Source organism: Mycobacterium spongiae, from assembly GCF_018278905.1.
Classification (GTDB): domain Bacteria; phylum Actinomycetota; class Actinomycetes; order Mycobacteriales; family Mycobacteriaceae; genus Mycobacterium; species Mycobacterium spongiae.
On the sequence record NZ_CP046600.1, the window covers coordinates 2,207,236 to 2,227,844 of the forward strand.

Annotated in this window: 18 protein-coding genes; 12 read left to right on the forward strand and 6 right to left on the reverse strand. The window is 64.8% G+C overall.

The features are described from left to right. Positions 1-23: 23 nt before the first annotated feature. On the forward strand, positions 24-713 hold the full coding sequence (gene rpe / locus F6B93_RS09125; protein WP_425518514.1) for a ribulose-phosphate 3-epimerase: 690 nt from the start codon (positions 24-26) through the stop codon (positions 711-713). Then, positions 710-1,756 carry a bifunctional diaminohydroxyphosphoribosylaminopyrimidine deaminase/5-amino-6-(5-phosphoribosylamino)uracil reductase RibD gene (gene ribD / locus F6B93_RS09130; RefSeq protein ID WP_211698811.1) on the forward strand — a complete coding sequence of 349 codons (1,047 nt, stop codon included), beginning with the start codon at positions 710-712 and terminating at the stop codon, positions 1,754-1,756. Before rpe ends, ribD begins: the two co-directional genes overlap by 4 nt. 16 nt (positions 1,757-1,772) lie before the next feature. Here ribD and F6B93_RS09135 read toward each other — a convergent pair whose 3' ends face one another. Then, positions 1,773-3,320 (reverse strand): MFS transporter, encoded by a 1,548-nt coding sequence (locus F6B93_RS09135; protein ID WP_211699367.1) that lies wholly within the window; start codon positions 3,318-3,320, stop codon positions 1,773-1,775. A gap of 5 nt (positions 3,321-3,325) precedes the next feature. Further along, positions 3,326-4,039 (reverse strand): LppX_LprAFG lipoprotein, encoded by a 714-nt coding sequence (locus F6B93_RS09140; RefSeq protein WP_211698812.1) that lies wholly within the window; start codon positions 4,037-4,039, stop codon positions 3,326-3,328. A 109-nt stretch (positions 4,040-4,148) separates the two neighbouring features. Between F6B93_RS09140 and F6B93_RS09145 the strand changes: the two genes are divergently transcribed. The 4 genes from F6B93_RS09145 to F6B93_RS09160 all read left to right on the forward strand — a co-directional run bounded on the left by F6B93_RS09145 (position 4,149) and on the right by F6B93_RS09160 (position 7,253). Next, positions 4,149-4,760: a riboflavin synthase gene (locus F6B93_RS09145; RefSeq protein WP_211698813.1), complete on the forward strand. Its 612-nt coding sequence runs from the start codon at positions 4,149-4,151 to the stop codon at positions 4,758-4,760. Positions 4,761-4,946: 186 nt separating this feature from the next. After that, a complete protein-coding gene (locus tag F6B93_RS09150; protein WP_211698814.1) occupies positions 4,947-6,224 on the forward strand; it encodes a bifunctional 3,4-dihydroxy-2-butanone-4-phosphate synthase/GTP cyclohydrolase II in 1,278 nt (425 codons plus the stop codon). 79 nt (positions 6,225-6,303) lie between these two features. Continuing rightward, positions 6,304-6,786, forward strand: a complete 483-nt coding sequence (gene ribH, locus F6B93_RS09155; protein ID WP_211699368.1) for a 6,7-dimethyl-8-ribityllumazine synthase — start codon at positions 6,304-6,306, stop codon at positions 6,784-6,786. A gap of 2 nt (positions 6,787-6,788) precedes the next feature. Beyond that, positions 6,789-7,253 carry a PH domain-containing protein gene (locus F6B93_RS09160; protein ID WP_211699369.1) on the forward strand — a complete coding sequence of 155 codons (465 nt, stop codon included), beginning with the start codon at positions 6,789-6,791 and terminating at the stop codon, positions 7,251-7,253. Between the two features lie 8 nt (positions 7,254-7,261). Here F6B93_RS09160 and F6B93_RS09165 read toward each other — a convergent pair whose 3' ends face one another. Then, positions 7,262-7,645 (reverse strand): hypothetical protein, encoded by a 384-nt coding sequence (locus tag F6B93_RS09165; RefSeq protein WP_425518515.1) that lies wholly within the window; start codon positions 7,643-7,645, stop codon positions 7,262-7,264. 389 nt (positions 7,646-8,034) lie between these two features. Between F6B93_RS09165 and uvrC the strand changes: the two genes are divergently transcribed. From uvrC to F6B93_RS09190, 5 genes are all read left to right on the forward strand, one after another. Beyond that, positions 8,035-10,002, forward strand: coding sequence for an excinuclease ABC subunit UvrC (gene uvrC / locus F6B93_RS09170; protein ID WP_211698815.1), 1,968 nt, complete (start codon positions 8,035-8,037; stop codon positions 10,000-10,002). Then, positions 9,999-10,946 (forward strand): RNase adapter RapZ, encoded by a 948-nt coding sequence (gene rapZ, locus F6B93_RS09175; protein WP_246541047.1) that lies wholly within the window; start codon positions 9,999-10,001, stop codon positions 10,944-10,946. The genes uvrC and rapZ overlap by 4 nt, the downstream gene beginning before the upstream one ends. A gap of 8 nt (positions 10,947-10,954) precedes the next feature. Beyond that, positions 10,955-12,031 carry a uridine diphosphate-N-acetylglucosamine-binding protein YvcK gene (gene yvcK / locus F6B93_RS09180; protein ID WP_425518516.1) on the forward strand — a complete coding sequence of 359 codons (1,077 nt, stop codon included), beginning with the start codon at positions 10,955-10,957 and terminating at the stop codon, positions 12,029-12,031. After that, positions 12,028-13,005, forward strand: a complete 978-nt coding sequence (gene whiA, locus F6B93_RS09185; protein ID WP_211699371.1) for a DNA-binding protein WhiA — start codon at positions 12,028-12,030, stop codon at positions 13,003-13,005. The genes yvcK and whiA overlap by 4 nt, the downstream gene beginning before the upstream one ends. Positions 13,006-13,100: 95 nt before the next feature. Beyond that, the gene (locus F6B93_RS09190) at positions 13,101-14,486 is read left to right on the forward strand and encodes a WS/DGAT/MGAT family O-acyltransferase (protein WP_211698817.1); all 1,386 of its coding nucleotides are present in this window, start codon (positions 13,101-13,103) and stop codon (positions 14,484-14,486) included. 97 nt (positions 14,487-14,583) lie between these two features. Here F6B93_RS09190 and F6B93_RS09195 read toward each other — a convergent pair whose 3' ends face one another. The 3 genes from F6B93_RS09195 to F6B93_RS09205 are packed head-to-tail and all read right to left on the reverse strand — an operon-like array spanning position 14,584 to position 18,320. Beyond that, entirely contained in the window at positions 14,584-15,858 is a 1,275-nt protein-coding gene (locus tag F6B93_RS09195) for an alpha/beta hydrolase (protein WP_211698818.1), read from the reverse strand. After that, the gene (fadD12, locus tag F6B93_RS09200) at positions 15,855-17,501 is read right to left on the reverse strand and encodes an acyl-CoA ligase FadD12 (RefSeq protein WP_211698819.1); all 1,647 of its coding nucleotides are present in this window, start codon (positions 17,499-17,501) and stop codon (positions 15,855-15,857) included. Before fadD12 ends, F6B93_RS09195 begins: the two co-directional genes overlap by 4 nt. Positions 17,502-17,504: 3 nt before the next feature. Continuing rightward, positions 17,505-18,320, reverse strand: a complete 816-nt coding sequence (locus F6B93_RS09205; protein WP_211698820.1) for a 1-acyl-sn-glycerol-3-phosphate acyltransferase — start codon at positions 18,318-18,320, stop codon at positions 17,505-17,507. Between the two features lie 360 nt (positions 18,321-18,680). Between F6B93_RS09205 and F6B93_RS09210 the strand changes: the two genes are divergently transcribed. Continuing rightward, positions 18,681-20,540 carry a PE family protein gene (locus F6B93_RS09210; protein WP_211698821.1) on the forward strand — a complete coding sequence of 620 codons (1,860 nt, stop codon included), beginning with the start codon at positions 18,681-18,683 and terminating at the stop codon, positions 20,538-20,540. Positions 20,541-20,609 lie beyond the last annotated feature (69 nt).

Genomic DNA, 20,609 nt, shown 5'->3' on the forward strand with positions numbered 1-20,609 from the left:
CATTGCTCAGTAGTGTGTCGAGCATGCCTTGCACCACCCGGGGACCGCTGATAGCGCCGTCGATCCTGGCCGCGGATTTCGCCCGGCTCGCCGATGAGGCAGCTGCGGTCGAAGGTGCCGACTGGTTGCATGTCGACGTCATGGACGGCCACTTCGTGCCGAACCTGACGATCGGGTTGCCGGTCGTGGAGAGTCTGCTGGCCACCACCGGCATCCCCATGGATTGCCATCTGATGATTGACAACCCGGACCGGTGGGCCCCGCCCTACGCGGAAGCGGGGGCCTACAACGTCACGTTCCACGCCGAGGCCACTGACAATCCGGTCGGGGTGGCCCGCGACATCCAGGCGGCCGGAGCCAAGGCGGGGATCAGCGTTAAGCCGGGTACGCCGCTCGATCCTTACCTCGATATCTTGCGGTACTTCGACACCCTTCTGGTGATGTCGGTAGAACCCGGCTTCGGCGGTCAGAGTTTCATCCCGGATGTATTGGGCAAAGTGCGTAGAGTACGCAAGATGGTCGACGCGGGAGAGCTGACAATCCTGGTGGAGATCGATGGCGGTATCAACGCGGACACCATCGAGCAGGCAGCCGAAGCCGGTGTCGACTGTTTTGTCGCGGGTTCCGCGGTTTATGGCGCGGCGGACCCGGCGGCCGCGGTTGAGGCATTGCGGCGACAGGCCGGTGCCGCGTCAGCACATCTGAGCGCATGAACCAGCCGCAGAACCAAGCCCAGGGCCAGCCGGAGACGGTCAAGAACATCGAGGAGGCAATGCGCCTCGCGGCCGAGCATGCCTGCCAAGTCAAGGGCAGCACGTATCCAAATCCACCCGTCGGGGCGGTCATTGTGGATCCCAACGGTCGGGTTGTCGGCGCCGGTGGCACCGAGCCTGCCGGTGGTGATCACGCCGAGGTGGTGGCGCTGCGCCGGGCCGGCGGGCTGGCGGCCGGCGGTATTGCCGTGGTGACCATGGAGCCGTGCAACCATTTCGGCAAGACTCCACCGTGCGTGAACGCACTGATCGAAGCCCGAGTGGGCACGGTGTTCTACGCGGTGCCCGACCCGAACGGGATCGCCGGCGGCGGCGCCGGCCGACTATCGGCGGCGGGTGTGCAGGTGCGATCGGGCGTGCTCGCGGATCAGGTGGCAGCCGGACCGATGCGGGAGTGGTTACACAAGCAACGGACCGGGCTGCCGCACGTCACCTGGAAGTTCGCCACCAGTATCGACGGTCGCAGCGCCGCTGCCGACGGCTCGAGCCAGTGGATCTCCAGCGACGCCGCGCGCCTGGACCTGCACCGTCGCCGGGCTATTGCCGACACGATCGTGGTAGGAACTGGCACCGTCATCGCCGATAACCCGGCCCTGACCGCGCGGCTGGCCGATGGCTCACTAGCGGACCGCCAACCGCTGCGTGTCGTTGTGGGCAAGCGTGAGGTGCCGCCGGAGGCGAAGGTGCTCAACGATGATGCCCGGACCATGGTGATTCGCACCCACGACCCTGTGGAGGTGCTCAGGGCACTGTCGGACCGCACCGACGTGCTTCTCGAGGGCGGCCCAACGCTGGCCGGCGCTTTTCTGCGGGCTGGGGCGATCAACCGAATCTTGGCTTATGTCGCGCCCATCTTGCTCGGAGGACCGGTCACCTCGGTCGATGATGTGGGAGTGTCCAGCGTGGCGAATGCCCTGCGCTGGCAGTTCGACGGCGTCGAGAAGTGCGGCCCGGATCTCCTGCTCAGCCTCGTGGCGGGATAGCGCGCCCCAAGCATCGCTAGGGCTTCGGCGCCAGTGCCTGACGCTCCGAGGCTTCGGGTTCCTCGGCATGTTCTTTGCGACCGCTGACCAACAGGCCCAGCACCGCACCGAACACACACACGAACGCGGTAATCGTAAAGATCTCCCCGTACATCAGCGCGAATGCCTGTTGGTACTGGGCGCCTATCGCGACCGCGCGTTCGAGCAGGCTGGCATCCGGAGGGATCGACGTCGACAGCCCGGCCAGGATCTGGTTGAAGCGGTACAAGCCCCAGGCGCTCAGCGCGGCCACACCGATCAACATGCCGGTCATCCGGGCGACCACCACCGCGGCTGAGGCGATGCCATGTTGGGCCGCTGGAACCACGCGCAGGGTCGCCGACGAGAGCGGCCCGATCACCAGCCCGAGTCCCAGCCCGGTGACGAGCAGGTCGGAGTGCATCGCGGGCACGGTGAATAAGCCCAAGATGCTGTGCCGATAGGCCAACAGGTCGACCGGCCAGTAGGAAACCAGCCAATAGCCACCAGCAGCGATCATCAGCCCGGCGAAGGTTACCGCCCGATCCCCGGCCCTCGTGGCGATCCAGCCGCCCGCCAGCGCCCCGATCGGCAGCGCGATGAGGAACCACAGCAGCATTCCGGCCGCTTGGGTCTGGTCCATTTGGAGCACACCCTGGCCGAACAGCTCGACGTTGACCAGCGTCACCATCAGCGCCGCGCCCGCGGCGACCGAGGCGCCCAGTGCGGCCAGGAACGGGCGGAAGTGGACGCCGGCAGGGTCGATGAGTCGGGTGCTGGACCGGCGTTCCCAGACGATGAATGCGACCGCCGCAGCGATGGCCCCGATCAGCAAGGGCAGACCGTAGCTCGGCAGTACTTCCTTGCCGTCGGGGTTGGGGTTGTACAACCCGATGACCGCAAGGCCCAGACCGACTGCGAGTAGCAGCCCGCCGACCAGGTCGATTTTTTCCGGCTCTGCGCTGCGGTCGTGAGAAGGCAGGCTGAAGTGGATCATGGTCATAGCGATCAGCGTCAGCGGAACATTGATCCAGAACACGTCCCGCCAATCGCGCAACAGCCAGACGATGAAGATCCCATACAGGGGGCCCAGCACACTGCCGAGCTCTTGTGCGGCGCCGATGCCCCCCAACACCCCAGCGCGGCTTCGCTGCGACCACAGATCGGCTCCGAGCGCCAGTGTGACCGGTAGCAACGCGCCACTGGCCACGCCTTGGATGGTGCGGCCGGCTATCAGCATGTGGAAGTCGCCAAAACCGCCGGCCAGCGCCGTCACCACCGACCCGACGATGAACGTCGCCAGGCTGACCTGCAGCAGGAGTTTGCGGCCGAACCGATCGGAGGCCCGGCCCAGCAGCGGCATGGCGGCGATGTAGCCCAGCAGGTACATCGTGACGATCCAGGTGATCCGCTGCAGCTGATTAACGGGGATGCCGACGTCACGCATGATGTCGCGCATGATGGTGACCACGACATAGGTGTCCAGCGCCCCCAGCAGGACCGCGAGACTGCCCGCGCTGATCGCGACTCGGCGACCGGCTCGCATGCTCATCAACTCACCGGGGGCTTGGTGACCTGCACCTGTTCGCCCCACTTCGACAACGTCATCTGAACCGAATTGCCCGAACCGCGATTCAACTTGGCCTGGGCGAGCTGGTGATCGCCGGACTCCTCAACCCACACGGTGCCTGGCACCGGCTCGGTCGCGCCGAACGGCGGCGCGATCGCATTCACCGCCTCCGCCGAGACGTTTCCGCTGATGCGGATCGTGCTCTGCCCGTTGATCGTGTCGCGCCCTTCGGCCTTGGCGTCGGTGAAGTTCGCCAGCACGTTGGCCAAGCCGACATCCGGGTTGAGGATCTGTGACGGATCGTAGACAGCGGCAGCCGGACCGAAATCGCTCCACTTGTTCGGTGTGAGGGTGGCGTACAGCACCCCTTCATAGACGATGAAGTCGGCGTCGATCTCCGATCCGCCGAGGGTGAGCTTGACGTTTCCGCTGGCAGCGGTGGCAGGAGAGGTGGTGAGATCGCCGCTGAGTGTCTTGAGCGACAATCCTGGAATCGTGCCTTCCACCGTGAGCACCAGGTGTGCGCTCTGGAGGTCCTTGGTCTGCTCGGTCGCCTGCTGAACCAGCGGCGCCGCGTCGGGCAGCGGTCCGCCGCTTGGTTTGGAGCTCGACGAGCAGCCAGCCACCACGATGGTGGCTGCGCTCAAGGCGGCGAAGCCGGCTAACAGCCGGCGGTGACGTCTGGGGGTCTGCATATCCTGCATCGTAGAGGGTGACGGTGAGCGGACTCGGGAACGTGGGGGTTGCGGGTCCGCCCTTGCGCCAGGGTGTCCGGTGTTTGTACTGGCCAATTAGCCTGGTGCAATGTTCACCGGGATTGTCGAGGAACTCGGAGAGGTAGTTGGCCGGGACGCGCTCGCTGATGCCGCCCGCCTGCTCATCCGTGGCCCCATCGTGACTACCGACGCCGGACACGGCGATTCGATTGCCGTCAACGGTGTGTGTTTGACCGTCGTCGACGTGCTGGCCGACGGTCAGTTCAGTGCCGACGTGATGGGTGAGACGCTAAACCGCTCCAACCTGGGCGAACTTCGGCCTGGCAGCCGGGTCAACCTGGAACGCGCGGCCGCGCTCAACAGCCGTCTCGGCGGACACATTGTCCAGGGGCATGTCGATGGTACGGGTGAGATTGTGGAACGCACACCGTCACCGCATTGGGAGGTGGTGCGGATCGAGATGCCCGCTGCGGTGGCGCGCTACGTCGTCGAAAAGGGGTCGATTACCGTGGATGGGGTTTCATTGACGGTTTCCGGGCTTGGCGCCGAGCCCCGGCACTGGTTCGAGGTTTCGCTGATCCCGACCACCCGGGAGCTGACCACCCTCGGTAGCGCTCCGGTGGGAACGCGGGTGAACCTCGAGGTCGACGTCATCGCAAAGTATGTTGAACGGCTGTTTCCCAGCGCCTCCACGGGGTAGCGGCCGGTGCCGAGGTGGCCGCGAAAGAGCCACTACCCCCGCTGGAGCGGGTCGGGCGAGCGGCCAACATTTTCTTCCCCATCGTGCCCGCACTACGGGCAGGCGAGGCCGACCGACCGAATGGGTCATACTGAAGGCAACACGTGGACTTCTCGTGTGCGCTGGTCCGACAGCAAGGTAGCGACGATGACGAAGTTGGACTCCGTCGAACGGGCGGTTGCCGACATTGCGGCGGGTAAGGCCGTCATCGTCATCGATGACGAGGAACGCGAGAACGAGGGCGACCTGATCTTCGCCGCCGAGAAAGCCACTCCGGAGATGGTGGCCTTCATGGTTCGCTACACGTCGGGATATCTCTGCGTGCCCCTGGACGGAGCAATCTGCGACCGGCTGGGCCTGTTACCGATGTACGCGGTGAACCAAGACAAGCACGGGACCGCCTACACAGTGACCGTAGATGCGAAAAATGGTGTAGGAACCGGTATCTCTGCTTCGGACCGGGCGACCACAATGCGTTTGCTGGCTGACCCCGCCAGCGTCGCAAACGATTTCACGCGGCCCGGACATGTTGTTCCGTTGCGGGCCAAGGACGGTGGGGTATTGCGCCGGCCCGGCCACACCGAAGCCGCCGTCGACCTGGCGCGGCTCGCTGGGCTGCAGCCCGCTGGTGCGATTTGCGAGATCGTCAGCCAAAAAGACGAAGGCGCGATGGCGCAGACCGACGAATTGCGGGTTTTTGCCGATGAGCACGGTCTCGCGTTGATCACCATCGCCGACCTGATCGAATGGCGCCGCAAGCACGAAAAGCACATTGAGCGGGTTGCCGAGGCCCGGATCCCCACTCGGCACGGGGAGTTTCGCGCCATAGGCTACACGAGCATCTTCGAGGACGTCGAACACGTCGCGTTGGTGCGCGGTGACCTTGGTGGGCCGAACGCAGATGGCGACGATGTGTTGGTCCGAGTGCACTCTGAATGCCTGACCGGTGACGTGTTCGGATCCCGCCGTTGCGATTGCGGGCCTCAGTTGGATGCCGCGATGGCCATGGTCGCGCGCGAGGGCCGCGGGGTGGTGCTGTACATGCGCGGTCACGAGGGCCGCGGCATTGGCCTGATCCACAAACTGCAGGCCTACCAACTGCAGGATGCTGGAGCCGACACCGTGGACGCGAATATCAAGCTCGGATTGCCGGCTGACGCACGGGATTACGGTACTGGCGCGCAGATCCTCGTCGATCTCGGGGTGCGGTCAATGCGGCTGCTGACGAACAACCCGGCAAAGCGGGTGGGACTAGATGGGTACGGCTTGCATATCATCGAGCGGGTGGCGCTACCGGTGCGGGCCAACGCTGAGAATATCCGCTACCTGATGACCAAGCGCGACAAGATGGGCCACGACCTCATCGGTTTGGATGATCTCCACGAATCCGTCTATCTACCAGGCGATTTTGGCGGTGCCCTATGACCCTCGGCGACGGCGCCGTGGAGGCGCTCCCGGCTTGTGGGGGAGCAATCCCACTTGCCGGCGCGCGAGAGTGGTGCTGGTGAGCGGTGGTGCCGGCGTCCCGGAGATCCCGGTTCTTGACGCGTCCGGCGTGCGGCTGGCAATTGTTGCCAGCACCTGGCACGACAAGATCTGTGATGCCTTGTTGGCCGGTGCCCGCAAAGTGGCGGCCGGCTGCGGTGTCACCAACCCCACGGTTGTTCGGGTGCTCGGCGCGATCGAGATCCCGGTGGTGACCCAGGAGCTGGCGCGCAACCATGACGCTGTCGTCGCATTGGGTGTCGTGATACGTGGTGCTACACCACATTTCGACTATGTCTGTGATGCGGTAACGCAGGGTCTGACTCGGGTTTCCCTCGATGCCTCGACCCCCGTTGCTAACGGAGTGCTGACCACCAACACCGAGCAACAGGCGCTGGATCGAGCCGGGCTTCCGACATCGGCCGAGGACAAAGGGGCGCAGGCAACCGCCGCGGCGTTGACCACCGCACTGACCCTGCGCGACTTGCGCGCCCGGTCGTGACCGTGAGATCTGGCCACGACGACTGGGATTGCGTGGTGCGACCCTACCGAACGCCGTTTTTCGCCTATGCCGCAGCCTTTTTGATCGCGGCGGCACACATCGCGGTCGGTTTGCTGCTGAAAATCAAGTCCAGCGGGGTGATTTTTCAAACCGCCGACCAGGTGGCGATGGCGGGCCTGGGGCTGGTTTTCGCCGGGGCCGTGCTGTTATTCGCACGGCCCCGGCTATGGGTCGGAGCACCCGGCCTTCAGGTGCGTAATCTCTTGGGTGACAAACTGATCCCGTGGTCCGATGTGGTCGGTGTGTCGTTTCCATCTGGAAGCCGGTGGGCGCGCATCGACCTGCCCGGCGATGAGTACATTCCCGTGCTGGCAATCCAGGCTGTTGACAAAGACCGGGCCGTACAGGCGATGGATGCGGTGCGCTCACTGCTGGCCCGGTATCGGCCGGACCTGCAGGCCAACTGACACTCGCCTCAGACTGCCCCGCCACACCCGCCGGGGGGAGCGAGTGGCGGCAGGATGCTGCCGTTGTCGACCACACACGTCAGCGTGAGCTGTGAGCCCGCGAACGGGACCTCGAAGCGTACCTGGTGCCAGTAGGACCCATCGGGGTAGCGGATGCCATCGCAGTAGCCGAGTCCAGTGAACCCACCGTTGCCGCCGCCGGGACACCAGCCCTGTGAGCTGTTGGGCATGAATGGGCTGAAAGTAGGCGGTGGGGCCGGCGCGGGTGGCGCGGGCTGTCCCTCGGACGCGGGCTCCGCACTGGCGACCCCGGTGGACCCAACGAAGGCGGCGGCAGCGATTGCAAAGACTAAGTTCCCTAATTTACGCACGATTAACTCATTTCTCTCCAACTGGGTTTAGCGCCCGGACCCACCCGGGTCCCGGGTCCGGCCAAACGCACGTGAGTATCGCCGCCAGCAAACAGCGGATCGGCGCCGCTAGCGCGGCGACGGTGTTACGCCACCGGAGCAGAGTCGCGATGTGTCTGCTCGTTTACTAGCGTGTCTAGCCATTTACTTTCGTGTCTAGTCAAATACTTCCGTGTCTCATTTGTTACCTTAGCAAGCTGGGTGTTGAATGCAACTTCGTCATAGAAACGTCATAGGAACGAGCACACCGACAGTCCGCCACTGGGCGGACCACACCCGGACCGGTGCACCGCCAGGTGCCGGCACGGCCATGCGGGCACCGCCGGGAACCGACGCGAAACGGTCCGTTCAGCTACTACTAGCCTGGATACGTGGCAGATCCCGCAACCTATCGGCCCGCTCCCGGGTCTATCCCGGTCGAGCCGGGTGTCTACCAATTTCGGGATCAGCATGGGCGAGTCATCTACGTCGGCAAGGCCAAGAGTCTGCGCAGCCGGCTAACGTCATACTTTGCCGATCTTGCGAACCTGCACCCGCGAACCCGGCAGATGGTGATGACCGCGGCCAAGGTCGAGTGGACGGTGGTCAACACCGAGGTCGAGGCGCTGCAGCTGGAATACAACTGGATCAAAGAGTTCGATCCGCGATTCAACGTTCGCTACCGCGACGACAAGTCCTATCCGGTGCTGGCCGTTACGCTCAACGAGGAGTTTCCGCGATTGATGGTCTACCGCGGTCCGCGGCGTAAAGGTGTGCGCTATTTCGGGCCTTACTCGCACGCGTGGGCAATCCGGGAGACGTTGGATCTGCTCACCAGGGTGTTTCCAGCGCGCACCTGTTCGACTGGAGTATTCAAGCGGCACAAGCAGATCGACCGTCCCTGCCTGCTGGGCTACATCGACAAGTGTGCGGCTCCGTGTGTCAACCGGGTCAGCGCGGCGGAGCATCGCCGGATCGTGGGAGACTTCTGTGACTTCCTCTCCGGCAAGACCGACCGATTTGCCCGCGATCTGCAGCATCGGATGACCGCCGCCGCCGAGCAGCTCGACTTCGAACAAGCCGCGCGACTGCGCGACGATCTGTCCGCGGTGAAGCGGGCCATGGAAAAGCAGACAGTGGTGCTCGGTGACGGCACCGACGCCGATGTGGTGGCCGTGGCTGATGACGAGCTGGAAGCGGCCGTGCAGGTGTTCCACGTGCGTGGCGGGCGGGTTCGCGGCCAACGCGGCTGGATTGTGGAAAAGTCCGGAGAGCCAGGAGATTCCGACGAACAACAGGTGGTCGAACAGTTCTTGACCCAGTTCTACGGTGACCAAGCGGAGCTGGACCTCCACACCGCGCCGGCCGCAGACGAATCCGCCAATCCGGTTCCCCGTGAGGTGCTGGTGCCGTCTCTGCCGTCCAATGCGGACGAACTGGCCAGCTGGCTGTCCGGGCTACGTGGTGCACGGGTCGCGCTGCGGGTACCTCGCCGGGGCGATAAACGGGCACTGGCGGAAACGGTGCAGCGCAACGCGAAAGAAGCGCTGCAGCAACATAAGCTGAAGCGTGCTGGGGACTTCAATGCCAGATCTGCTGCGCTGCAGAATATTCAGGACTCCTTGGGTTTGGCCGAAGCGCCGCTGCGGATCGAGTGCGTCGATGTCAGCCATGTGCAAGGCACCGACGTGGTTGGGTCCTTGGTCGTGTTCGAGGACGGGTTGCCACGCAAATCGGACTACCGCCACTTCGGTATCCGAGAGGCCGCCGGGGCCGGCCGATCCGATGACGTCGCGTCTATCGCTGAGGTGACCCGGCGGCGGTTCCTACGACACCTGAACGAGCAGAGTCAGCCGAATATGCCGTCCCCGGAGGGAAAATCATCAGAAAAGGTAAGGCGGTTCGCCTACCCGCCTAACTTGTACGTGGTGGATGGCGGCGCACCTCAGGTCAACGCCGCCAGCGCAGTGCTCGACGAGCTGGGTATCACCGATGTCGCGGTCATTGGTCTGGCCAAACGGCTAGAGGAGGTGTGGGTGGCGTCCGAGCCCGACCCGATCATTCTGCCGCGCAACAGTGAGGGTCTCTATCTTCTGCAGAGGGTGCGCGACGAGGCGCATCGATTCGCCATCACCTACCATCGGAGCAAGCGATCCAGGCGAATGACCGCATCGGCGTTGGATTCCGTGCCGGGATTGGGAGAGCACCGCCGCAAGGCGCTGGTCACTCACTTCGGATCGATAGCTCGACTCAAGGAGGCCACCGTCGAGCAGATCACCGCCGTACCGGGAATCGGCGTGGCCACCGCCACCGCTGTCGTGGAGGCGCTGCGACCCGATCGGCGCGGAGCTGCGGAATGACCAGTCCGATTGGGGCCGACGACAACGGTCCAGGTCCGATCCACGCGGAACTTGCCGACAGCCTGCCTAGCGATGCCTGCGCCGGTATCGACGTCGTCCTGGTGACCGGGCTCTCCGGGGCAGGCCGCGGCACTGCGGCCAAGGTGCTCGAGGACCTTGGCTGGTATGTCGCCGACAACCTGCCCCCGCAGCTGATCACCCGCATGGTGGACTTTGGGCTGGCGGCGGGATCACGAATCACCCAGCTGGCGGTGGTCATGGATGTGCGGTCGCGTGGTTTCACCGGCGACCTAGATTCCGTGCGCAGCGAACTGGCCACGCGCAGCATTACGCCGCGCGTGGTGTTCCTGGAGGCGTCCGATGACATGCTGGTGCGACGCTATGAACAGAATCGCCGCAGCCATCCGCTGCAGGGCGAGCAGACCCTGGCTGAGGGCATCGTTGCCGAACGTAGGATGCTGGCTCCAGTTCGCGCCACCGCGGACTTGATCATCGACACGTCAAAACTATCGGTACGGGGCTTAAGGGAAAGTATCGAGCGCGCATTCGGCGGCAACGGCGGCGCGACCACGAGCGTCACCGTGGAGTCGTTCGGTTTCAAGTACGGCCTGCCGATGGACGCCGACATGGTCATGGACGTGCGATTCCTGCCGAATCCGCATTGGGTGGATGAGTTGCGGCCGCTCACCGGCCAGCATCACCCGGTGCGGGAGTATGTGCTGAGCCAGCCCGGTGCGGCTGAATTTCTCGAGACCTACCATAGGTTGCTGTCGCTGATTGTCGGTGGCTACCGCCGGGAGGGGAAGCGGTATATGACGATCGCCGTTGGCTGTACCGGTGGTAAGCATCGCAGCGTGGCGATCGCCGAGGCGCTCATGGAACTGTTGCAGCTCGACCCGCAACTGTCGGTGCGGGTGTTGCATCGGGATCTGGGTCGCGAATGAGTTCGCCGATGGGCCCAGCGACAAGCGGAAGCATCGTTGCGCTTGGCGGTGGTCACGGCTTGTACGCGACCCTGTCGGCGGCTCGCCGGCTGACTCCGTCCGCCACCGCGGTGGTGACCGTCGCCGATGACGGTGGCTCGTCCGGCCGGCTCCGCAACGACCTGGATGTCGTCCCGCCGGGGGATCTGCGAATGGCCTTGGCGGCGTTGGCATCCGACAGCCCACATGGACGATTGTGGGCGACCATCCTGCAGCATCGCTTCGGCGGCAGCGGCGCGTTGTCCGGTCATCCGATTGGCAACCTGATGCTCGCCGGCCTCAATGAGGTGCTCGCCGACCCGGTCGCCGCGCTGGACGAGCTCGGTCGCATCCTCGGGGTCAAGGGCAGAGTGTTGCCGATGTGTCCCATCGCGCTGCAGATCGAGGCCGACGTGTCCGGCCTCGAAGCCGATCCCCGGATGTTTCGGCTGATCCGCGGTCAGGTGGCGATCGCGACGACGCCGGGAAAGGTGCGGCGGGTGCGCTTGTTGCCCACCGATCCGCCGGCGACTCGACAGGCCGTCGACGCGATCATGGCCGCCGACCTCGTCGTTCTGGGACCTGGATCGTGGTTCACCAGTGTCATCCCGCACCTGCTGGTGCCGGGGCTGGCTGCGGCTCTACGGGCCACCACGGCCAGGCGGGCGCTGGTGCTGAACTTGGTGGCGGAACCGGGGGAGACGGCCGGTTTCTCGGTGGAGCGTCATCTGCACGTGCTGGCCCAGCACGCGCCAGGATTCACTGTGCACGACGTCATCATCGACGCCGAACGAGTGCCCAGTGAACGAGAGCGGGATCAACTGCGTCGCACGGCGACCTTGTTTGAGGCCGAGGTGCACTTCGCGGATGTCGCCCGACCTGGTACACCTTTACATGACCCGGGCAAGTTGGCGGCGGTCCTCGATGGAGTGCGGGTGCGCGGCGGGGGGCCGGCACCGTCTCCGGTGGCGAGTACCGAGGAGATTCCGGTCGACGATGGACGTCAGCAGACTGGCGTGCATGGACCGGGTGGTTACGGACCGAGGGGTGACGACACGTGGCGATGACAACCGAAGTCAAAGACGAGCTGAGCCGCATTGTTGTGAAGTCCGTCAGTGCCCGGCGCGCCGAGGTCACTTCCCTGCTGCGGTTCGCCGGTGGTCTGCACATCGTGGCTGGCCGCGTCGTGGTCGAAGCCGAGCTTGACCTGGGTAACACCGCGCGCAGGTTGCGCAAGGACATCTTCGACCTCTACGGCTACAGCGCGGTTGTGCATGTGTTGTCGGGCAGCGGGATTCGCAAGAACACCCGGTATGTGCTGCGGGTCGCCAACGATGGCGAGGCCCTGGCGCGCCAAACCGGGCTCCTCGACCTGCGCGGACGTCCGGTGCGGGGGTTGCCGGCCCAGGTTGTGGGCGGCAGTATCGGCGACTCGGAAGCCGCGTGGCGAGGGGCTTTCTTGGCGCACGGGTCATTGACCGAGCCGGGGCGTTCGTCGGCCTTGGAGGTCAGCTGTCCCGGCCCAGAGGCGGCACTTGCGCTGGTGGGCGCGGCACGGCGGCTGGGGATCAGCGCGAAGGCCCGCGAGGTCCGTGGCGCCGACCGCGTTGTCGTGCGCGATGGCGAGGCGATCGGCGCCCTGCTGACCCGGATGGGTGCCCAGGAAACCCGGCTGGTTTGGGAGGAGCGCCGGATGCGCCGCGAGGTGCGGGCGACGGCCAACCGGCTCGCCAATTTCGACGACGCAAATTTGCGTCGCTCGGCGCGGGCTGCGGTCGCCGCGGCCGCCCGGGTGGAGCGGGCGCTCGAGATACTCGGCGACACGGTGCCCGATCATCTGGCTTCGGCGGGCAAGCTTCGCGTTGAGCACCGTCAGGCCTCACTGGAGGAGCTCGGCCGTCTCGCTGACCCTCCGATGACGAAAGATGCTGTTGCCGGCCGTATTCGGCGGTTGTTGTCGATGGCCGATCGCAAAGCGAAGGTGGACGGCATCCCCGATACGGAATCGGCGGTGACTCCCGACCTCCTCGAGGATGCCTAGCCGGCGGGCAGTCGATAACCACCGTACAAGCCAAATCGTTGTGAGATTGCCAGAGAAGCTGGCCGTGGCATGTGGGCGAGGGCTACGGTCGTAGAATGAAGCGGCTTTCGAGTGTTGATGCGGCATTTTGGTCGGCGGAAACCGCCGGCTGGCATATGCATGTGGGTGCGCTCGCCATCTGCGATCCGACTGACGCGCCCGACTACAGTTTTGCGCTACTGCGGGAACTGCTCATCGAGCGGCTGCCCGAGATCCCGCAGTTGCGGTGGCGTGTGACTGGTGCTCCGCTTGGGCTGGACCGGCCGTGGTTCGTCGAGGACCAGGACCTTGACGTCGACTTTCATATTCGGCGCATCGGCGTTCCCGCTCCCGGGGGCCGGCGGGAGCTCGAGGAGCTCGTCGGCCGGTTGATGTCCTACAAGCTGGACCGGTCGCGGCCGCTATGGGAATTGTGGGTCATCGAGGGTGTCGAGGGCGGCCGCATCGCGACGTTGACCAAGATGCACCATGCCATCGTCGACGGGGTTTCTGGCGCGGGGTTGGGCGAAATCCTGTTGGACCTGGCGCCGGAACCGCGCCCTGCGCAAAAGGAAACCGTTGGGTTCGTCGGATTCCAGATCCCGGGATTGGAGCGGCGCGCGATCGGCGCGCTCGTCAACGTCGGAATCATGACGCCGTTTCGCATTGCCCGGCTGATGGAGCAGACGGTACGTCAGCAGATCGCGGTGTTCGGTATTCGAGCCAAACCGCCGCGGTACTTCGATGCGCCCAAAACCCGGTTCAACGCGGCCGTGTCGCCGCACCGCCGGGTTACCGGCTGCCGGGTCGAGCTCGCTCGCGTCAAGGCGGTCAAGGACGCGTTCGGTGTGAAGCTCAACGACGTGGTGCTTGCCCTGGTGGCCGGAGCGGCCCGCGAATATCTGCAGAAGCGCGACGAGTTGCCGGCCAAGCCGTTGATCGCTCAGATTCCTGTCTCAACCCGCACGGATCAAACGATGGCCGATGTCGGGAATCAGGTCAGCTCGATGACCGCTTCGCTCGAAACCCATATCGACGACCCCGGCGAGCGACTCGCGGCTATCCACGAGAGCACCCAAAGCGCCAAGGAGATGGCCAAGGCGCTGTCGGCGCATCAGATCATGGGCCTCACCGAAACCACACCGCCGGGGCTGCTTCAGCTGGCGGCCCGCGCATACACGGCCACTGGGCTGTCACAAAACCTGGCGCCGATCAACGTCGTGGTGTCCAACGTCCCGGGTCCGCAGTTCCCGCTGTACATGGCCGGTGCCAAACTGGATTCGCTGGTGCCACTTGGGCCACCGGTCATGGACGTCGCGCTGAACATCACCTGCTTCTCCTACGAGAACCAGTTGGACTTCGGTTTCGTGACTACCCCCGAGGTGGCGCACGACATCGACGAGATGGCCGACGCCGTCGAGCCGGCGTTGGCCGACTTGGAACGCGCCGCCGACCTGTGTTGAGCGGCTGAAGCGCAGCGCCAACGAGACCGATGTAAAATCCGAAATACGCTCCCAGACAAGGCTTTAGAGTCTGGCTCCGACTCCAGAGGCCCGGAGATCAGCCTCGGTTTGTTGCGTACACCCAGGACAGAAACCGGGCAACGGCCTCAGCGGTCTGGTGTGCCCGCGGCGAGCCGAAGATGTCGAAAGCATGCTGAGCGTTGGGCAGCTCCGCGTAGGCGACCGGGGCTTTGGACACCGCCCGCAGTTCGCCGACGAATTCGCGCGCCTCGACCACCGGGATAAGGGAATCATCGTGTCCGTGCAGCACGAAGAACGGCGGCGCATCGGCCCGCACGCGCTGGATCGGCGACGCATCGAGAAAGACGTCCCGGTGTGTGCTGAATTTCTGCTTGACCACCAGCTTTTCGAGTAGCCCGACGAACTCGGCTCGGCCTTTGGCCTCGGTGGAGAACCAGTCATAGCGCCCGTATATGGGCACCGCGGCCATCACCGAGGTGTCGGCTTCTTCGAAGCCGGGCTGGAACTTGGGGTCGTCGGGGGTCAGAGCCGCCAGCGCGGACAGGTGGCCGCCGGCTGACCCACCGCTGATCGCGACGAAGTTCGGGTCCCCACCGTAGGCCGCGATGTTCGCCTTGACCCACGCCAGCGCGCGTTTGACATCAACGATGTGCGCCGGCCAGGCGTGCAGCGGGGAAACGCGATAGTTCAAGGACACACACACCCAGCCGCGCGAAACCAGGTGATTCATGAGGGGATAGGCCTGCGGACGCCGCCACCCGAGTACCCACGCACCACCGGGCACCTGCACCAGCACTGGCGCCTTTCCGTCGCGTGGCAAGTCTCGGCGCCGCCAGATATCGGCCAAGTTGGCGCGCCGGTGCGGCCCGTAGGCCACAATGTGTGTCTTCTCGACATAGCGACGGCGCGCCACGGTGGTGCGTAACGGCAGCTGGCGTTGGCCCCCGCGCGTGGCACGGGTGGCCGTCCTAGGTGCGGCGGGGAGTTCCTCGGCGTAGTCGGGTCCGAGTTGTTCGCGCAGCCCGGCTTCAAGCACCGGACCTGGAGTGGTGACGCCGCGGTAGCGAATCACTGCGAGAATGGCCCACGCCGCGGCTGTCAGGGCCAATGCCGCCGTTCCCTTCCGGCCTGCGAAGTCGCCACGGCGCCCGCGGCGCAAGGCGTCGAGCGCCGAAGCGGTCAGGTACAAACCCGGCACCTCGGATGTCGGCCACCCGAACCAGAACACCAGGAACGAGGCAAAGGGGTGACGAGTTATCGGGCGCAATCCGTTGGCGGCATTGATGAATTCGACTGCCCCACGCGTCAGGGGCCGTGGGCGTCGCAGTAGCTGCGGCCGCCGAAGTCTCATGAGCCGGTGACCCTTGCCTGCAATTCGGAACGCAGGATCTTGCCGGTGCTGCCGCGCGGAAGCTCGTCGAGGACCGCTAGTTCGCGTGGCACTTTGTAGTTGGCCAGGTTCTCGCGGATATGTTGCTTGAGGGCCTCCGGCGTCGCCTTCGCGTCGGGCTCGGCGCTGGGCTCGAGCACAACAAAAGCCGCTAGTCGCTGGCCGTATTGCTCGTCGTCCACGCCGATGACCGCGGCCTCGGCCACCGCCGGGTGGGCCGCCAGCGTCTTCTCCACTTCGATCGGATAGACATTCTCGCCCCCGGAGACGATCATCTCGTCATCGCGGCCGACGACGAACAGCCGGCCGTTGTTGTCGAGGTACCCGACATCGCCCGATGACATGAACCCTGCGTGGAAATCCTTGGTGCTACCCGACGTGTAGCCGTCGAATTGGGAATCATTGCGGACATAGATCGTCCCGACCTCACCCTTGGGAACCTCGTTGAAATCCTGGTCGAGGATCCTGATCTCGGTTCCTACGGCAGGACGGCCCGCGGTGTCGGGGGCGGCGCGCAGGTCGGTCGGCGTCGCGGTGGCGATCATGCCGGCTTCGGTGGCGTTGTAGTTGTTATAGATGACGTCGCCGAACTGATCCATGAACGCGATGACGACGTCGGGTCGCATGCGTGAACCGGATGCGGCGGCGAACCGCAACGATCGGCCGCTGTAGTGGTTGCGAACGTCGTCCGGCAACTCCATGATCCGGTCGAACATGACCGGCACCACCGCCAGGCCCGTCGCCCTATGGCGGTCGATGAGGTCCAAAGTGGCCTCCGGGTCGAACTTGCGGCGGGTGACGACCGTACAGGCCAGCGAGGAGGCCAGCACGAGTTGGGAAAAACCCCAGGCATGGAACATCGGTGCGACGATCACGATGGGCTCCTCAGCCCGCCACGGCGTGCGATCGAGGATGCCCTTGAGTGTGCTGATTCCACCCCCACCGCCAGAATGCTTGGCGCCCTTGGGGGTTCCTGTAGTTCCTGAGGTGAGCAGGATCATCTTGCCCTTGCGGCCGGTGCGTTCGGGCTGCTGCCCGGCGTGCGCGGCGATGAGGCTCTCCACGGTCAGGTCGCCGCGGTCTTCGCCCCACGCCACGATGCGGGTGGTTTCCGGCTGGTCAGCGAATGCTCGATCCACCGTGCTCGTGAATTCTTCGTCGTAGATGACGGTGTCGACGCCTTCTCGGGTCACCACGTCCGCTAGTGCCGGCCCGGCAAATGCGGTGTTGAGCAGCAAGACGTCGGCGCCAATCCGATTGGCCGCAATCAGCGCATCGACGAAACCGCGATGGTTACGGCACATGATTCCGATGACGCGCGGCTGCCCAGTCGGCGAACCGGTGTGGCGGGTCTGTAGCGCCGCGGCCAACGCGTCGCCACGTTCATCGAGCTGTCGCCACGTCAACGTGCCCAGTTCGTCGATCAGGCCGGGCCGCTCCGGGCAGCGTTGCGCCGCTCCGGCAAAGCCGGATGTGATACCCATGCCTTCGTGGCGCATGGCGGCTGCGATTTTCACGTACCGGTCAGGCCGCATGGGTGCGATCATCCCGGCGCGCCGCAGCGTGGTCACTAGACCCAGGATCTGGCTGATGCGAGATGGCATTGTTCAGCCCAGAATTGGGAAGCGGCGTTCGGCGGCGAGCTGGTCGAGGCCCTGCTGCATGACCGACCGCACGTGTTCGTCGACCTCGTCGACGTCGGGGTCCTCGCCGAATTGCTCGGCAATGTCGACGGGTTGGAGGACTTGCGTCACGATCTTGGCGGGCAGCGGCAGGTTGGGCGGGATCGTGGCGCTCAACCCGAACGGAAAGCCGAACGATATCGGCAGGATCTCGCTGCGCAGCAGCCGCTTCAGCTGGAGCCGCCGGGCCAGCCACATGCCGCGGGACAGATAGAGCTGACTTTCCTGCCCGCCGATGGACACCGCGGGCACGATGGGTACGCCGGCGTCGATCGCCGTGCTGACGTAGCCCTTGCGGCCGTTGAAGTCGATGACGTTCTCCGAGAACGTTGGCCGGTATGCGTCGTAGTCGCCGCCGGGAAAGACGACCACCACACCGCCGGACCGCAATGCCGTGGCCGCGTTCTCCCGGTTGGCACGGATGTAGCCGGTGCGCCGGAAGAAGTCCCCACTGAGGCCCTTAAAGAGGATGTCGTGGCTCAGGGTGTAGACCGGTCGGTCGTAGCCGAACGTCTCGTAGAAGTCGACGCTGAACACCGGGACGTCCATTGGGAACATGCCGCCGGAGTGATTGGCGACAACCAGTGCTCCGCCCGGTGGGAAAGCGTCCAGACCACGCACTTCAGACCGGTGGTAGGTCTTGAGGATCGGGCGCATCAAACCGACCAGACGCTGGGTCAAGCCCGGGTCGAATTTGCCGATGTCGTCGTCGTCAACCTCTGGGTTGTCGGTATCGCTCACTGTGCTCCCTTGTGGCTAGCTCGAGGCTCCATTGCCCGCGTCGCGTCCCTCGATGGTAGCGATCGCAGGTAGGGTCGCCACGCCGGCGCTTCTTGGCGCCGGTTTCTGGTGCCGGTTTCTGGTGCCGGCAGCGCGGGTAACAACGCACGCCGCATCGATGACCGAATCCGCCCCTGCTGGCGGACCTCCTGGGGTTACTGAGCAGGTTCGGATCACCGGCAACCGGCTGCAGGGGCGGTTTTGGTGAGAAAAGCCTCGTAAACGGTCCACGCCCCGGTTAGATCGGGATAGCATCCACCCCGACCAAAGGGTGCCGGCCGCAGACAGTAGCCGGGTCGGCGGAGTGGCCGGAGGGGCGAGATGTCGTTCGTGGTGGCGGCGCCGGAGTTGTTGGCGGCGGCGGCCTCCGATCTGGAGGGCGTTGGCTCGGCGGTGACCGCGGCCAATGCGGCGGCCGCGGCCGCGACCACGCGCGTCGCGGCCGCCGCCGCCGACGAAGTGTCCGCGGCCATCGCCGCGCTGTTCGGCGCGCATGCCTTGGAATATCAGGCCATCAGTGCGCAGGCAGCGGCTTTTTCCGAGCGGTTTGCGCAGGCGCTCAACGCGGGGGCGGGGTCGTATGCCAGTGCCGAGGCCGCCGCCGCGTTGCTCCTGGGCAACGTACAACGCGATGTGCTCACTGCGGTGAACCCGCCGATCCAGGCGCTCGTGAGTGGGGCCGGGCAGGCCGTCGTCGCTGAGGGCAGCGCGGCTACTCGTGTCGCCACGATGATGGACTCGGTGATCGCGGCTACTCAGAACAACGCCCTGATCATGGGCTCAACCGGGACCCCGAACCCGGGTGCGAGGTACGTGCGCCAGGTCTATGACCTGTTCATTGCCCCCGACTACCCGGGCTACACGCGATCCGGCCTGTACACGCCCGCAGAGTTTCAGCCATTTACCGGAATCCCCAGCCTGACCTTTGACCAGTCCGTGGCCCAGGGGGTCATCGAGCTGCACACCGCGATCATGCAGCAATACGCCGCTGGCAACAACGCCGTCATATTGGGCTTCTCCCAGAGCGCGACGGTGGCCAGTTTCGAAATGAATCTCCTCCAAACCTTGCCGGTCGGCCTGCGGCCGAGCCCAGACGAGCTAGCATTCGTCCTGCTCGGTAACCCCGTCAACCCCAATGGCGGCATTCTCGCGCGGTTTCCCGGTCTGTTCCTGCAGTCGATGGGTCTAACATTCAGCGGCGCGACTCCGGTCACTGAGTATCCGACCACGGTGTATACGACTCAGTACGACGGCTATGCCGACTTCCCGCAATATCCGCTCAATATCGTCGCCGACCTCAATGCGCTGCTGGGTATTTTCTATTCGCACTCGCTCTATCCTGACCTCACGCCCGAGCAGGTTGCCTCCGGCGTCGTTTTGCCGACGTCTCCGTCCGCCGTCAATACCACCTATATTCTGATTCCCAACGAGAATTTGCCGCTGCTGGAGCCTTTTCGCGGGGTCGTGCCCGAGCCGGTGCTGGATCTGGTCGAGCCCAATTTGCGGGTGATCATCGAGTTGGGCTATGACCGCGGCGGATACGCTGATGTACCCACACCGGCCGGGCTGTTCCCGACCCACATCAATCCGTTCACTGTCGCGGGCGACCTTGCTTATGGGACCGGGCTGGGAATCGATAACGCGCTAGCTCACTACGGGCTGGGGCCGCTGCCGAAGCCACCGAACCTGCCGATCGTGCCGGAGGGGCCGATCGGCTCGCTGGCGCTACCGAGCTTGCCGCCGATCCTGCCCGATACGATCTATGTTCCACCGCAGATCGGTGGCCTCATCGACGGCCCGCTCAATGGACTGAACGATGTGGTAGATACCGTCATCAACGACCAAATCAATCCCGTCATCACGTCAACCATTTACCAGCAGGGCGGCGAGCTTGCGGCGGCCGCGACGAGCCACGGCGCTTCCGACCGGGTTATTAGTGCCATCAATACTGGCCGGATAGTGTTGCCGATTATTGTTGAAGGACCGGGCGTCTTTGTCGCCACCGATACTCACTACCTGGTCAATGCGACGACGGACTTGGCTGCCGGTGACCTTCGCGGATTCAGTCAGAACCTGCAACTCATCCCCGCTACCAACACGATGTTGCTCGTGTCTGGCTTTGGAATTTCCGCAGTAGGGCTCGTGGGCATACTGGGCGGTACGAACCCGTTTCCGATTTAGTTGGCGGTTATCCTATGTGGCGTGTGATCGCGTCTGATGTGCGGCGGGCTGGAGGGTGGTGCGATGGGT

Excerpts from the sequence above, each read along its gene's own strand:
- rpe (WP_425518514.1), top strand. The coding sequence starts at position 24 with ATGCCTTGCACCACCCGGGGACCGCTGATAGCGCCGTCGATCCTGGCC.
- ribD (WP_211698811.1), top strand. The coding sequence starts at position 710 with ATGAACCAGCCGCAGAACCAAGCCCAGGGCCAGCCGGAGACGGTCAAG.
- F6B93_RS09135 (WP_211699367.1), bottom strand. The coding sequence starts at position 3,320 with ATGCGAGCCGGTCGCCGAGTCGCGATCAGCGCGGGCAGTCTCGCGGTC.
- F6B93_RS09140 (WP_211698812.1), bottom strand. The coding sequence starts at position 4,039 with ATGCAGACCCCCAGACGTCACCGCCGGCTGTTAGCCGGCTTCGCCGCC.
- F6B93_RS09145 (WP_211698813.1), top strand. The coding sequence starts at position 4,149 with ATGTTCACCGGGATTGTCGAGGAACTCGGAGAGGTAGTTGGCCGGGAC.
- F6B93_RS09150 (WP_211698814.1), top strand. The coding sequence starts at position 4,947 with ATGACGAAGTTGGACTCCGTCGAACGGGCGGTTGCCGACATTGCGGCG.
- rapZ (WP_246541047.1), top strand. The coding sequence starts at position 9,999 with ATGACCAGTCCGATTGGGGCCGACGACAACGGTCCAGGTCCGATCCAC.
- yvcK (WP_425518516.1), top strand. The coding sequence starts at position 10,955 with ATGGGCCCAGCGACAAGCGGAAGCATCGTTGCGCTTGGCGGTGGTCAC.
- whiA (WP_211699371.1), top strand. The coding sequence starts at position 12,028 with ATGACAACCGAAGTCAAAGACGAGCTGAGCCGCATTGTTGTGAAGTCC.
- F6B93_RS09190 (WP_211698817.1), top strand. The coding sequence starts at position 13,101 with ATGAAGCGGCTTTCGAGTGTTGATGCGGCATTTTGGTCGGCGGAAACC.
- F6B93_RS09195 (WP_211698818.1), bottom strand. The coding sequence starts at position 15,858 with ATGAGACTTCGGCGGCCGCAGCTACTGCGACGCCCACGGCCCCTGACG.
- fadD12 (WP_211698819.1), bottom strand. The coding sequence starts at position 17,501 with ATGCCATCTCGCATCAGCCAGATCCTGGGTCTAGTGACCACGCTGCGG.
- F6B93_RS09210 (WP_211698821.1), top strand. The coding sequence starts at position 18,681 with ATGTCGTTCGTGGTGGCGGCGCCGGAGTTGTTGGCGGCGGCGGCCTCC.